The sequence below is a fragment of the Vagococcus acidifermentans genome (assembly GCF_003987655.1).
Classification (GTDB): domain Bacteria; phylum Bacillota; class Bacilli; order Lactobacillales; family Vagococcaceae; genus Vagococcus_B; species Vagococcus_B acidifermentans.
Window position 1 is genome coordinate 74737 of sequence record NZ_NGKC01000005.1, and the last position, 14557, is coordinate 89293.

At 47.4% G+C, this 14557-nt stretch carries 14 protein-coding genes; 9 read left to right on the plus strand and 5 right to left on the minus strand.

Annotation, left to right across the window (positions count from 1 at the left end):
• Positions 1-20: 20 nt before the first annotated feature.
• Positions 21-362: a DUF3899 domain-containing protein gene (locus CBF27_RS05895; protein WP_126813355.1), complete on the minus strand. Its 342-nt coding sequence runs from the start codon at positions 360-362 to the stop codon at positions 21-23.
• Positions 363-450: 88 nt separating this feature from the next.
• Between CBF27_RS05895 and opp3b the strand changes: the two genes are divergently transcribed.
• Genes opp3b through CBF27_RS05915 form a run of 4 tightly spaced genes read left to right on the plus strand, consistent with a single transcriptional unit; the run spans position 451 to position 4472 of the window.
• Positions 451-1392, plus strand: coding sequence for an oligopeptide ABC transporter permease (gene opp3b / locus CBF27_RS05900; protein WP_126813357.1), 942 nt, complete (start codon positions 451-453; stop codon positions 1390-1392).
• Positions 1393-1394: 2 nt separating this feature from the next.
• The gene (locus CBF27_RS05905; protein ID WP_126813359.1) at positions 1395-2423 is read left to right on the plus strand and encodes an ABC transporter permease; all 1029 of its coding nucleotides are present in this window, start codon (positions 1395-1397) and stop codon (positions 2421-2423) included.
• A gap of 13 nt (positions 2424-2436) precedes the next feature.
• Positions 2437-3468, plus strand: a complete 1032-nt coding sequence (locus tag CBF27_RS05910) for an ABC transporter ATP-binding protein (protein WP_126813361.1) — start codon at positions 2437-2439, stop codon at positions 3466-3468.
• Between the two features lie 26 nt (positions 3469-3494).
• A complete protein-coding gene (locus CBF27_RS05915) occupies positions 3495-4472 on the plus strand; it encodes an ABC transporter ATP-binding protein (RefSeq protein WP_126813363.1) in 978 nt (325 codons plus the stop codon).
• A gap of 50 nt (positions 4473-4522) precedes the next feature.
• Here CBF27_RS05915 and CBF27_RS05920 read toward each other — a convergent pair whose 3' ends face one another.
• The 4 genes from CBF27_RS05920 to CBF27_RS05935 all read right to left on the minus strand — a co-directional run bounded on the left by CBF27_RS05920 (position 4523) and on the right by CBF27_RS05935 (position 8068).
• On the minus strand, positions 4523-4906 hold the full coding sequence (locus CBF27_RS05920; protein ID WP_126813364.1) for a hypothetical protein: 384 nt from the start codon (positions 4904-4906) through the stop codon (positions 4523-4525).
• A 320-nt stretch (positions 4907-5226) separates the two neighbouring features.
• Positions 5227-6528 (minus strand): ISL3 family transposase, encoded by a 1302-nt coding sequence (locus CBF27_RS05925; RefSeq protein ID WP_126813366.1) that lies wholly within the window; start codon positions 6526-6528, stop codon positions 5227-5229.
• Between the two features lie 468 nt (positions 6529-6996).
• Positions 6997-7371: a hypothetical protein gene (locus tag CBF27_RS05930; protein ID WP_126813368.1), complete on the minus strand. Its 375-nt coding sequence runs from the start codon at positions 7369-7371 to the stop codon at positions 6997-6999.
• 16 nt (positions 7372-7387) lie between these two features.
• Entirely contained in the window at positions 7388-8068 is a 681-nt protein-coding gene (locus tag CBF27_RS05935; protein ID WP_126813370.1) for a DNA/RNA non-specific endonuclease, read from the minus strand.
• A 162-nt stretch (positions 8069-8230) separates the two neighbouring features.
• Between CBF27_RS05935 and CBF27_RS05940 the strand changes: the two genes are divergently transcribed.
• From CBF27_RS05940 to CBF27_RS05960, 5 genes are all read left to right on the plus strand, one after another.
• On the plus strand, positions 8231-8932 hold the full coding sequence (locus CBF27_RS05940) for an ABC transporter ATP-binding protein (RefSeq protein WP_126813372.1): 702 nt from the start codon (positions 8231-8233) through the stop codon (positions 8930-8932).
• Positions 8933-8941: 9 nt separating this feature from the next.
• Positions 8942-11698, plus strand: coding sequence for an ABC transporter permease (locus CBF27_RS05945; RefSeq protein WP_126813374.1), 2757 nt, complete (start codon positions 8942-8944; stop codon positions 11696-11698).
• Between the two features lie 118 nt (positions 11699-11816).
• On the plus strand, positions 11817-12011 hold the full coding sequence (locus CBF27_RS05950) for a hypothetical protein (RefSeq protein ID WP_126813376.1): 195 nt from the start codon (positions 11817-11819) through the stop codon (positions 12009-12011).
• Positions 12012-12511: 500 nt separating this feature from the next.
• The gene (locus CBF27_RS05955; protein WP_126813378.1) at positions 12512-13036 is read left to right on the plus strand and encodes an NfeD family protein; all 525 of its coding nucleotides are present in this window, start codon (positions 12512-12514) and stop codon (positions 13034-13036) included.
• A 16-nt stretch (positions 13037-13052) separates the two neighbouring features.
• Positions 13053-14513: a flotillin lipid rafts scaffold protein FloT gene (locus CBF27_RS05960; RefSeq protein ID WP_126813380.1), complete on the plus strand. Its 1461-nt coding sequence runs from the start codon at positions 13053-13055 to the stop codon at positions 14511-14513.
• Positions 14514-14557: the final 44 nt, after the last annotated feature.

Sequence of the window (14557 nt, forward strand, 5' to 3'; positions counted from 1 at the left end):
AAAGTTATAGGTTTTTTCCGTTAAATCAGCAGGAAAAACAAGGAAAAGCCTAAAAAAACCAGACCAGTCAATAAGAAATAATACCCTTTTGCAGAAAAGACTTGCGAGAGCGGTAGATACTCGGGCGGCTCGGCTTGTTTGCTGCGTTTTAAAGCCTGCTTGATGCTGTGCTGAAAGGCATCAAAAAAGCCCGATGATAAAACTGCGATAAATGCAAAAATCATGACATAGACGAGAGCAATCAGAAAAAAACTGTCGGCTAGCGTACTAACGGTCAGATCACGGGCGATGAAGCGATGCCAGCCGATGACGCCGCAGCTGATAACGGCAAAAGACAAGCCGACTCTTTGATAACGTTTCATAGACTCAGTCCGTTTCTTTTTAAAGTAAGTTAACTGTATAAAAATCACACGCGATTGTCAAAAAAAATATGAGAATGGAGGAATTTAAATGAGGAATTTTTCGGCTTATTTTTTAAAGCGGGTCTTCTTCATGCTCATCACTTTGTGGCTGATTGCCACGATCACTTTTTTTCTGATGAAATTTTTGCCCGGTTCGCCTTACGCCAATCAGGAAAAGCTGACACCGGAACAAATTGAAATTTTAAATAAACAAGCGGGTCTGGACAAGTCTGTGCCGGAGCAATATATCATCTACATGACCAATTTGCTGCAAGGGGACTTCGGCACCTCGTTCCAATTTAAAAACCAGCCAGTGGCGCAGCTGTTGAGCAAACGTATTGGTCCGTCGATTCAGCTTGGCGTGCAGGCCATCGCGTTCGGGACCCTAACCGGCATTGTGTTGGGAATTATCGCGGCCATGAAACAGAATACCTGGCTGGACACCGCGTCAACGCTGGTAGCGATACTGGGGCGGTCCATTCCCAACTTTGTCTTTGCCGTCCTTTTGCAATACGTTTTCGCGGTCAAATTGAAAGTGTTGCCGATTGCTCTATGGAACGGGTTTGAGTATACGATTTTGCCGACCATTGCACTGTCCATGTCGCCGCTGGCCGATTCCGCCCGTTTTATCAGGACAGAAATGGTGGAAGTCCTCAGCAGCGATTACATTGAGCTGGCCCGGGCCAAAGGATTGAGCCGCTGGCAAGTCGCACTGCGGCATGGGTTGCGGAATAGTCTGATTCCGCTGGTGACGCTTTTGGGACCGCTGGCTGTGTCTTTGATGACCGGTTCGCTGGTTGTTGAAAATATCTTTGCGATACCGGGAATCGGCGAACAATTCGTCAAGTCCATCATGACCAAGGACTTTTCTACCATCATGGCCGTGACGATTTTGTTTTCAACGATGCTGGTGATTGTTATTTTGGCTGTGGATTTGCTCTACGGCATTATTGATCCGCGAATCCGGGTTGCAGGAAGGGGGCGGACATAAAGATGACACATGCAGATAGACACCATTTGCCAGAAGACAGTTTCGAGAGGATTGACGTCAGCCAAAGCAGCGAACGGGAAAAAATCGCCGCGCCTTCACTGAATTTTTTACAAGATTCGTGGCGGCGGCTGAGAAAGAACAAAGGGGCCGTTGTGTCGCTGGCTGTTTTGTCGGTAATCGCCGTGTTGGCTTTCGGCTCCATCTGGCTGACACCCCATGACCCGACCAAACAAAATATTTCCTATGTCAATTTGCCGCCGAAAATTCCGGGCGTGTCAATCAACGGGTTCAACGGGACGGCCAAAGTCGGCCAGCAGGTCGTTGACAAATATGCACAGGCAAAGGTGCCGGCCGACGTTCATTTCTTTTTAGGAACTGACGGACTGGGACGGGATGTCCTGTCGCGCCTGCTGATGGGGACCAGGTCCTCACTGATTATTGCTTTTGCGGCGGCGTTGCTGGATGTGACGATCGGGTTGGTCTACGGACTGTTTTCAGGGCTGAAAGGCGGGCGGACAGACAATATCATGCAGCGGATACTGGAAGTATTGTCAGGAGTCCCCAATCTTGTCGTTATGATTTTGTTTCTGACCATCTTCAAGCCCGGAATGAAAACCATTATTTTGGCGATGATTGTGACCGGCTGGATTACCATGGCCCGGGTCGTCCGGGCACAGACATTGAAAGTCAAAGATCAGGAATTTGTGTTGGCGGCCATGACCCTAGGTGCCCCGCAATGGCAAATCGCCGTGAAACATGTTCTGCCGAATATTTCAAGTGTCGTCATCGTTCAGATGATGTTCAGCATCCCGTCGGCGATATTTTTTGAAGCTTTTTTGAGCTTTATCGGGCTGGGGCTGACGCCGCCGGTATCCTCACTAGGCATCATGCTGAGCGAAGGGTACAAAACATTTCGTTTTCTCCCTCATTTAATGTGGGTGCCGGCCGTCACGCTGTCAGCCGTGATGATTTGTTTTAATTTGCTGGCAGACGGCATGCGCGATGCGTTTGATCCGAAAATGAAAGATTAGGGCAGGTGACGAGATGGAAAAAGTATTGGAAGTTAAGGAGCTGGCGATTTCATTTGAGACGTTTGCGGGCAAGGTGCATGCCATCCGCGGCGTCAGCTTTGACTTATACAAAGGCGAAACACTGGCGATTGTCGGCGAATCAGGTTCAGGCAAGTCTGTGACGACACGCAGCATCATGAAATTATTGGCGAATAATGCGACAATCGATCAGGGGGAAATTTTGTTTAAGAATTCGGATTTGGTAAAGAAAACGGAGAAAGAGATGCAGTTGATTCGCGGCAAAGACATCGCGATGATTTTTCAGGACCCGATGACCTCCCTGGACCCGACAATGACAATCGGCAATCAGGTGGCCGAGTCGTTAAGAAAGCATAAAAAAATCAGTAAAAAAGAGGCTCTGGAACGGGCGCTCAGTTTGCTGCAGCTGGTGGGGATTCCAAATGCGGCAGACCGGTTGAAACATTATCCCCATCAGTTTTCCGGCGGTCAGCGCCAGCGGATTGTTATTGCCATCGCGCTGATTTGTTATCCGGAAATTTTGATAGCAGACGAGCCGACGACGGCACTGGATGTCACGATTCAAGCGCAAATCATTGGGCTGATGAAGGAAATTCAACGGAAAATCAGCACATCCATTATTTTTATTACCCATGATTTGGGCGTTGTGGCAAATGTTGCCGATCGTGTGGCAGTCATGTACGGCGGCAGGATTGTTGAAATCGGGACGGCGGACGACATTTTTTATAATCCGCAGCACCCGTATACGTGGGGATTGCTGAGCTCCATGCCGACATTGGATACGAAAGGCAGCAAGTTGTATGCTATCCCCGGCTCGCCGCCGGATTTGCTTGATCCGCCCAGCGGTGACGCTTTTTATCCGAGAAACGCGTATGCCATGAAGATTGACACCCGGCAAGCGCCGCCATTTTTTGACGTGTCGCCGACACATCAAGCCGCCACATGGCTGCTTGCACCCGGCGCGCCAAAAGTCGAACCGCCGCTGGAGATTCAAAGGCGGCAGAAACAGTTTTTGGAGAGGCAGTAACAGCTAGAAGCAAAGGAGCCGAAACGATGAAAGATGGAGAAACACCGCGAAAAATACTTGAAGTCACACATCTGAAGCAATATTTCAATGTCGGCAGAGCGGATGAAGTCAGAGCTGTGGATGACATCAGCTTCCACATTTATGAAGGAGAAACTTTCGGACTGGTGGGCGAATCGGGTTGCGGCAAGTCGACGACCGGCCGCAGCATTATCCGCTTGTATGAGCCGACTGCCGGCCGGATTATCTTTGATGGCGAAGACATCAGCAGCATCAAAGGGCAAGCTGAACTGAAAACATTCAGGCAGGCAGTACAAATGATTTATCAGGACCCGTATGCATCTTTGAACCCGAGAATGAAAGTAAAAGACATTATTGCCGAAGGAATTGATATTCACGGCTTGGCAGACAGCGAGGCAAGCAGGAACGAGCAGGTCAATGAGCTGTTGAAAACGGTGGGCTTGGACCAGTCGCACAGTACCCGCTATCCCCACGAGTTTTCCGGCGGCCAGCGCCAGCGGATCGGCATTGCCCGGGCACTGGCGGTCAAGCCGCGGTTCATTATTTGCGACGAACCGATTTCTGCGCTGGATGTCTCTATTCAAGCACAAGTTGTCAACTTGCTGCAAGAGTTGCAGCAAACTAAAAAACTGACGTATCTCTTTATTGCTCATGATTTGTCGATGGTCAAACATATCAGCGACCGTATTGGGGTCATGTATTACGGCAAACTGGTCGAAGTCGGAACCGCTGCGGACATCTACACATACGGGGTTCATCCCTACACGGAAAGTTTGCTGTCGGCAATTCCTCTGCCTGACCCGAACTACGAGCGTCATCGGCAGCGGATGGTTTACGCGCCGCAGGAGCAGACTGGCAAAGTTCAGTCTTTACGGGAGATTGCCGACGGTCATTTTGTTTACTGCAGCGAAGATGAAGAGGCGTTGTACCGGCAAAAACTCAGCCGGAAAAAGCAGTCGGTGTCAACCGGTAGCGGGGCGATTTAAAGACAGCACAAAAAAACTGCGGCTTGGTGTTATGCAAGCCGCAGTTTTTTTCAGTTGAAGGTCAAACGCCCTTTTGTCAAAAGCTGGATATCTTTTAAGGTACACGCCACAGCCATCACGGCGGCAAAGAATGTAATCAGCAGGCTGACAGGGTTGACCCCGGTCAGCATAAAGTAGGTAACAGGAATCAGACACGCGCCGAACGTCAACATATGTTCCCAGAAAGCAAGATATATCAGACCGACATTCGGCAGCTTGCTGCTGAGCCACCAGCCGGCGCCAAAGACTATTACTAAGAAAAGAATGCTGATGATGTGTGCAATGCTGCCAAACTGGTTGGCTGCCTCGCTAATCGGCCTGATGGGGGCGATGATAACAATCAGCAAGAAAGCGAATTCAATCAGCAGTGATTTGCGCCGCAGCGGTGTGTTCATGTTGCCAACCTCCTTAATCGTTTTGTTTAATATAGGTTATTTTAACTATAGCATAGTGCAGGAGACTGCGGCATCAGACTTTAGTCTCAATGTCATGCAACCGTTTTTTGGTTAAGGAGGTTACCATTTCAACTCGGTGGTAACAAAATATAGCGGGAACAAAAAACGAACAGCACTATATATTGTGGATAACTCTGTGGATTTGTGGAAAAGAGCTGCCGGTTGGACAAAAAAACGGCTCTTTGTCAAGTAGGACTGATGACGATTAAATCGAAGATGTTGATCAAGGACAATTGTCTCCTGATCAGCATCTTTTTTAGTTATTTAATTTGAATCATCCCATTAATCATGAAAATCCTGAGCCGCATATTTTCGAATGATTTAAATCCATAGGAAATACGCTTCAACGTCTTAGTATGCGTGTTTTTAGCTTCCAGCTTGCCATTGGAATAAGGATAAATCATCGCATTCAGAATCCCTTCTTTAAACGGAAGCAAATTTTGCAATTTCTGTCGGAAAGTATCATCCAGATCTGCAGGAAGGGTCGTCAACAATTCGAAAAAGAATGTGCCTTCTTTTCTGCGAAAGGCATCGGCTAATGCGTGAAAGGCATGATATGCTTTCTTTAACGGTTCAGAATAACTCAACAGCCGGTCAATCAGGATTCCTTCAGTCATCAATGGGTAGCGATGTGAGCGGAAACCTTGCCAGCGTTTGTACTCGGATACATTGATTGACTGCCTGTTTTTCAATAATCGTTTCCAGTGAGATTTCAATTTACGGGCTTCCTCTGTAAACCCAGCAGCCTTCAATCGCTTCATTTCCCTGACACGGAACTGATTAAAGGCGTCGTTCAAATGACGAACGATATGGAAGCGATCAATGATCACTTTAGCGTTTGGGAACACCTTTTTTGTTAACTCGATGTAGGGCGCATTCATGTCGGTCACGAGGAATTTAACCGTATGCCTGACATCCAGCGAATAACGTAAAAAAGATTTTTTTAAATCTGTCAGCTTACGACTCGGAAAAATATCCACTAATTCCCCCGTCTGACCATCCGCACAAATAAAGCTCATACTGTCTTCTATCGTAGCGTGGGATCGAAACTCATCGACCATCAAGACCTCCGGCAACCGTTCATGGTAACGGTCAGGGACATAATCAGCCAAGCTTTTCAGCACACGAATGACCGTAGTGATTGAAACCTGAGTCAATTTGGCAATACATGTCAAGGAGAGTTTCTCCTGCAACAAATCGATGATTTTAAACGTCACCTGCTTTGAGATGGAGCAATGAGGTGAGAGAAAATAGGTTTGGGCCGTATAATGAGAGTGGCAGTTCCGACAAAAGTAACGCTGTTTGGCCAGTCTCCTGACAAGCGGTAAGTGATGATAGGTGCCTAGTCTGACTGTCACTTGTTTTGAGCCGTTTTTGACCAGGATGTGCTGATTATCTGCAGTCATGGCTTTCGAGTGACAGTTTGGACAGCTCTGCCATTCTGGCGAGAGCTTGGCATGAACGACCTGAGTCTGTCTGCCGTGATACGATTCTTGTGTGACAGTTGAAATAATCAAGTCAGGGTCTATGATTTTGAGTAATTGTTTGATATGATGAGACAAAGCATATCATCCTTTCTGTGTTGGGTTGTCGTGACTTAATCATATCAGAAAGATGATATGTTTTTTATCGTGCCAAAGAAAATAGGACAAATAAATCAGTTTTCTGATTCATCAGTCCTATTTATTATAGAGCCACAAAAAAACAGTCCAGCAAGTGATAAACGTCCATCCGTCAGTAGATGTCGTGCGGGACAGCGATGTTCTGTTTATCCCGTCTTGTTGAGCGTCACTTGCTAGACCGTATGAAATTGATAAGGAGTTTTCAAATTCCCACCTCATTCTCTTGTTCTGCTTCCAAACTGCGAAGCGTTTCGTTCAGCAGCCGCCTTCGTCGAAGGTTTCTTCTAACTGCTCTCACAGGGAATTTATCTAACCCCTCACTTATATTATACAATATTTCTGCCATTTTTCAAGCGAAAAGACAGCGCTTCCTCTGGTTTGGGACAACGGTTTGGCAGCCTTATTCAGTCAGCTGACCAGCTGCGAATGAAGGCTGCCGTCTTCCCAAGCAATGAAAAAATCAAAGACGGAAAGCGGATGTTGCTCCACATCGGCTGTGACAAGTGTCCGGGGAATTACCAGCACCGTCTGCGAATCGGCGGCGATAAAATCACCATCGACAGTTCTGGCGACTATCGTGTAGCCCGACAGTGCCTCAGCAGTGAGAGTGATGTCAGATGACAGGTAGGCCAGTGCCTGATCAAAGGCTGTCTGATTATACATTGTCTGGAAAAAGAAATACTCCTCAACTTGCTGTATCCCTTTTTCTTCCAGCAGCCGGAGAAAGGTCTCCGGCAATGTATCTGCTGCCTGCTTTTTTAAAGCGTTGAACAAACTGCTCATGTCCTCGCCGTCCTTCCTAAGGTTCGTTGATGATGGTGACGTTGAAATTAACCTGCGTGCCGGCGGTTATGCCCTGCGCCTCCAAATGCACCTCAGCCGGCATCAAATCTTTGTCATTATAGACCGGGGTGACACGGTAGCGGACTGTTTCACCTGCATCCACCGCTCGACGAATCCGGTTTTCGTACTCAGTCATGTACGGGGTGTTGACAGGGTTCTGATACAATGTGACAAGGTTGCGTTCATCGTCGCCGCTGCCACCGAACTGCCGGCCGATCAGATGCCCGCGGGAATGGAAATACGGCTCTAAGCCTGAAATAAACCCTGGCGGGCGGATATTCCTGTTGGCAGAGGTCCCTGTGTTGATCATCTTTTGTTTAATCAGCGCGTCGGCTCCTGTTGCGCGCCCGAGCCCGTCCAGTTCATGATAAGTAATCCAGCCTTGTTTGGCATCTTTCAGCTCATCCTCTGTAAACACAGCCAAGCCATTGTCTTGAGGCCCGGGATTTGTGGAATTTTTTTTAGCCGGTGCCTGCTGCTCGGTTGGCTGGCTTTGCGGCGAATTGAAGTAGTCGGAAATAAATTCAGGTGTTTGGATACCGAACATCCCAAGTATCAGAACGACGAGCGCACCGAACAGCATAATCGGCGGACTTAGTTTGGGGAAATAATTGTTTTTTTTCTTTTTGCGTGCCATGACACCCTCCTTGTTATTTAAAAGAGCTCCTGCAATGGGAGATGTTAAAATTATAACAAAATAATTCATGATTAATTCATTTCTGAATCGTTGATGTATCTTTCATTCTATACTAAAATGAAGGTAGTGTAAAAAAATTTGGATGAAACGAGCGTATGGCTAATGAGTTATGTAAAAGTGAAGGATGTTTATAAACGTTATCAGATGGGGGATACAGTGATTGTTGCGAATAACGGCGTCAGTTTTACGATTGAGGAAGGCGAGTTTGCTGTGATTCTTGGTCCCAGCGGCGCCGGCAAATCAACTGTACTGAATATTTTGGGCGGCATGGACAGCTGTGATGAGGGAGAAATCATTGTTGATCAGACAGACATTGCCCGATTTTCTCAAAAGCAGCTGACACAGTACCGGCGCGTGGATGTCGGGTTTGTGTTTCAGTTTTATAATCTGGTTCCCAATTTAACGGCGAAAGAAAATGTTGAATTGGCGTCGCAGGTGGCGCCGAATGCGCTGGACGTGGATCAGGTCTTGAATCTGGTCGGACTTGATAACTGCAAGCAAAATTTTCCGGCCCAGTTATCTGGAGGCGAACAGCAGCGGGTGGCGATTGCCCGGGCACTGGCCAAAAATCCGAAACTCCTGCTGTGTGATGAACCGACAGGAGCGTTGGATTATGAGACAGGCAAGCAGATTTTAAAAATTTTGCAGGACACGTGCCGGGAATTTAAGACGACAGTGATTGTCATCACCCATAATTCCGCTATTGCCAAAATGGCCGACCGAATCATTCGAATCAACGATGCGAAGGTCAGAAGCATTGATGTGAATCCTCAGCCGCAGCCGGTCGAACAGATTGAATGGTAAGGTGATGGTATGAAAAAGAAAGCCTTGTACAAATCCATTCAACGTGAAATTTTTCAGTCCAAAACCCGGTTTCTATCCATTCTGGGGATTATTCTTTTAGGCGTCTGCTTTTATGTAGGCATTAAGGCGACCGGCCCGAATATGATTGACACCGCAGACCATTATTTCCGCGATAAACGGCTCATGCACAGTCAAATCGTCTCGACCATGGGGCTGTATGACGAGGATATCCGGCTGGTGGAGGATAATCCTGATGTGCTGGATTTTCAGGCAGGATACAGTTTGGATGTCAATCTGACCAATGAAAATGTGGTCATGAAACTTTTTTCTTACGACACGGAGCGCAAGAATAACTTGAACGACTACCGGGTGATTGAGGGCAGACTGCCGAAACAATCGGGTGAGATTGCTCTTGACAGTCGCGCTGATACTCTCGGATCGTATAACATCGGAGATACGTTTACCTTGAAAACCGACGAAGAGGCGAAAGCCAATGTTGCTAAAACCTCTTTTAAAATCGTCGGTTTTGTCAACAGTCCGCTGTATATCGACAAGGTGAGCCGCGGCAATACGTCGGTCGGCAAGGGGTCAATCGATTATTTTGGGGTCATCCCCGAAGAAGATTTCAATATGGATGCTTATACCGAGCTGGCCGTCCGGTTCAAAGACTTGGAAAGAGTACAGAGTTACAGCGACACGTATGACCAACGTCTAGCCAAGCATGAGGCGGCGCTGGAGAAACAGTTTGCCGACCGCCCGGCGGAAAAGCTGGCGGAAATCACGTCTGACGCACAAAAGGAAATCGACGAGGCCGAATCAGAACTGCGTGACGGACAAAACAGTCTGGATGAAGCGCAAAGCCAGCTGGATGCCGCACTGGGCGAGGTGACACAAAATCTGTCAATGCTGACGGCAGCCGAGGCAATGGGACAGCCGGTACCGCAAGCGCAAAAGGACCAGCTGACGTCTGCCAAAGCGGAACTTGATACACAGCAGGCAGAATTGGATGAGAAAAAAGCCGAGCTGGCCGACTCCTACGAGACACTTGCGGAAGAAAAACAAAAACTGTCCGAGCTGGAAGCACCGGAGTACTTCTTTTTAAGCCGCGACGATACGCCGGCCTACTCTGAATATCATGAAAATGCCAAGCGTTTATCGTCCATTGCGTCTGTTTTTCCGGTTTTTTTCTTTATGATAGCCGCGTTGGTGTGTCTGACGACGATGACGCGGATGGTCGATGAAAAGCGCAGTGAAATCGGTACGTTAAAGGCATTAGGCTATGCCAACTGGGAAATCTCGCTGAAATTCATCGTGTATGCCACGTTGGCTAGTGTCGCCGGCAGTGTGCTGGGTCTGATTATCGGGTACAACACTTTTCCGAAAATTATTTTTAATGCGTACGGCTCGATGTACAATCTGCCGGATGTCCGTCTGACTTACTATACCAGCTATTCTGTTCAGTCGATTGTCGTGGCGCTGATTTGTACACTGCTGTCATCGCTGATTGTGCTGCGAATCGATCTGTTAAGCACGCCGGCTGCGCTGATGCGTCCGAAAGCGCCCAAACCAGGCAAGCGCATTTTGCTGGAGCGGGTGACATGGCTGTGGTCCCGCCTGAATTTTAATCAGAAGGTGACTGCCCGCAATCTCTTCCGCTATAAACAGCGCATGCTGATGACCGTCATCGGGATTGCCGGTTGTACGGCACTGATGCTGACCGGTTTTGGCGTCAGGGATTCGATTGGTGACATCGTGACGATTCAGTTTAATAAGTTGTGGCACTATGACGCAACGATTACGCTGAACGACGACAGCTCAGACGCAGAAAAAGAAGCGTACCAAGCGGCACTGACCGGTCTGCCCGAATACGAAGACCAGCTGCAGCTGTCACAAAACACGTTCGAGGTCGTCAAACAAGGTTATACGACGCACGACGTGACCGTGGACGTTCCGCAGCAAACCGACAATCTTGACCAGTTTGTTTTGTTCAACGACCGCAAAACAGGTGCAGTCTACAGCCTTGACGACGAGGGTGCGATCATCAACGAAAAGCTGGCAAAACTGTTTGACATCGAAGCAGGCGATACAGTGACGCTGAAAAATGCCGACCGCGACACATACCGTATGAAAGTGTCACACATCGTCGAAAACTACACCATGCATTTTGCTTACATGACACCGGCGTACTACGAGAAAGTATTCGGCGAAACACCAGTGTATAATGTGGATTTGGTCCGCCTCAATACGTCCCTTTCGGATGACCGCGAAAAAGACATCGCGGCTCAGCTGATGGCGACAGACGGTATTTTGAATGTCAGTTACACGACACAAATTGGTCAGGCGCTGGATGATACGATGAACAGTTTGAACATCGTTGTTTGGGTGCTGATTGTGTCCGCCGCAATGCTGGCCTTTATCGTGCTGTACAATCTGACCAATATCAACATCTCGGAACGAATCAGGGAGCTGTCCACGATAAAAGTGCTGGGCTTCTACGACAACGAAGTCACCCAATATGTCTACCGGGAAAATAATCTGCTGACACTGCTGGGGGTCGGCGTCGGCTGCTTGCTGGGGATTCTGCTGCACGGGTTTGTGCTGCAGACCGCGGAAGTGGACTTGATGATGTTCCCGAAAACAATTCATGCCATGAGCTATGTTTATGCGATATTGCTGACTTTTCTGTTCTCACTGATTGTGATGATGGTAATGCACCGCAAGCTGAAAAAGGTCGATATGATTGAAGCGCTGAAGTCTAATGAATGATTAAATCCAAGGGTAAGACAGGATATAAAAAAGCTGTCAGGGGTCACTCCTGACAGCTTTTTTATGCAGAGCCTGCCCGCCATTCGGCGATTGACACTATTTTTATCTTGGATGAGAGATGGTTACAAACAGTACCGACATGATGGACGTTCCCTGGGTGGTTATCACAGAAGAAAATTGGGCAGCAATCGTTAATGACGATAATTTTCAAGCGGTCGTAAGTGAGGGTTCACAGAGAACGCATTGTTTCTTCTATCCCGTTTCACTCACTGTTTCAGGCAGCAGTCCGAACCAGCGTGTGAATGTCGTATAAACAGACAAAAAAACAATATCCGAAAAAAACAGCATTCCGTTTGTGTCATATATTGGCCCAAAAGAGTTGTGGAACCGCATTCTCGGAAGAAACAAAGTTGTATGAAATAAAGCGTTGTTCGGATTATGTTTAAAATTATATCATCCTTGCGGAACGGGGCGGGAAGTCAAGGCAAAAAACGTTATTTTTATTTTTTAAATATAACACAGAACGCTTATAAATATCTATTATGGACTGGTGGAAAAAGCAATGTCCACCGCAACAAGGACGTACCTCTCCGGCACTTGCGGCAACAAAAAATTGCAGGATTCGGCGGGGGAGACAGGCGGTGCTATTCTCTTTTCTGCGGACAGGCGAAAGCGAAGGGGAACAGCTGGTGGGATTGTACCGCCTCTCAGACTTTAGGATGATTTTTACAAAAGTGTTATCTAAATCTATTTTTTTATGAAAAAGATTGGTAAAATATAAGAATAGTCGGAACAGAAAGGGAGTGAGAAAGTTTGTTAGCGCAGATCCCATTACAAACCATTTATTTCTATGTGTTGATTATTTGTGCGGTCATCTCGGTCCTGTTGTTTTTGTTTGGAGATGTTTTTGAATTTGATGGACCAGTTGACCCGATGTTGTTGGTGCCGTGGTTCGCATTTGCTGCATTGGTGGGCTATCTTGGTGAAATGCTGACGGATTGGAACAGCTATTTCATCATTTTCCTTGGTGTTGGTATTTCCAGTATTCTGGTGTTCATCCTAAATTTCTACGTGTTGGTCCCTTTACGCAATTCAGAAGCAACTATTTCTGTTTCGGAACGGGATCTGGAAGGCAGAAAAGCAGAAGTCGTGACACCGATTCCAGTGGACGGCATGGGGGAGATTAAAATCGTCAGCGTGACCGGCTCAATGACCAGACCGGCAAAATTCTATGAACCGCAGGAAGAAGCAATTGCTGCGGGTAAAGAAGTGCTGATTATTGAAATCAGGGAGCGTGTCTGCTACGTAGTCCCGTACAAAGAAAATTTTGTGATGTAAAAAAGGAGGAGAACTAATGAGTTTTGGATTGTTTATACCTATTGCAATTGTGGTCTTTATTTTATTGATGATGCTGGTTGTGTTTATTTCAAAATATCAGACAGCTAAACCGGATGAAGCGCTGATTATCAGCGGGAGTTATCTGGGAGTAAAAAATGTGCATCAGGACGATGCCGGCAACAAAGTAAAAATCGTCAGAGGCGGTGGTGCGTTCGTTCTGCCGGTTTTCCAGCGGTCAAACAGACTAAGTCTTTTGTCCAGCAAGCTAGATGTGTCAACACCGGAAGTCTACACAGAGCAGGGTGTACCGGTGATGGCAGACGGCACGTCTATCATTAAAATCGGTTCGTCGGTGGAAGAAATCGCTACAGCGGCCGAACAGTTTCTAGGCAAAACACGTGAAGAATTGGAAAATGAAGCGCGTGAAGTGCTGGAAGGCCACCTGCGTTCCATTCTTGGTTCGATGACAGTGGAAGAGATTTATCAGAACAGAGATAAATTTAGTCAGAGCGTGCAAGAGGTTGCCAGTGTCGATTTGGCAAAAATGGGACTGGTCATCGTATCCTTCACGATTAAAGAAGTCAAAGACAAAAATGGTTATTTGGATTCTTTAGGGAAGCCGCGGATTGCCCAAGTCAAACGTGACGCAAATATTGCTGAAGCTGAAGCGGACAAAGAAACGCGAATCAAACGGGCGATGGCTGAAAAAGAATCGACCAAAGCAGAGCTTGAACGCCAGACAGAAATCGCGGAAGCGGCGAAGGAAAAAGAACTGAAGCTGGCAGCATATAAAGAAGAGCAAGATGTTGCCAAAGCGCGTGCCGACCAAGCGTATAACTTGGAAAGCGCCCGTGCCCAACAAGACGTTATCGCTCAGGAGATGGAAGTCAAAGTCATTGAGCGTCAGAAACAAATCGAATTGGAAGAAAAAGAAATCATCCGTCGTGAGAAACAGTACGATTCTGAAGTGAAGAAAAAAGCGGATGCTGACCGTTACGCCAAGGAACAAGAAGCGCTGGCAGAAAAAGCTAAAGAAGTTGCCGATGCCGAAGCGGAGAAATTCCGCGTAGAGGCAATGGCTGAAGCCAATGCGTCACAAGTACGGTTGGAAGGTCAGGCAGCTGCGGAAGCAATCTTGGCAAAAGGACGGGCGGAAGCCGAGGCGAAAGAACTGATTGCCGAAGCCTTCAAGCAATATGGCGAAGCGGCCGTCATCAGTATGATTGTTGAAATCATGCCTCAGATGGTGAAAGAAGCTGCTCAACCGATGGGCAATATCGAACGTATTTCTGTGGTGGACACAGGTCAAGGTGGCGAGAACAGCGGTGCAAACCGGATTACTAACTACGCCACAAACCTGCTTTCCGCTTCTCAGGAAACGTTGAAGGAAACCACCGGTCTGGACGTTAAGGAACTGATTGAAAACTTTACGAAAAAGAATAACAGCAATGTGGTCAACTATCACGAAAAAGATTAAGATAAGACAGCCGTTGAAGTAGTTCAGCGGCTGTTTTTTTTGGT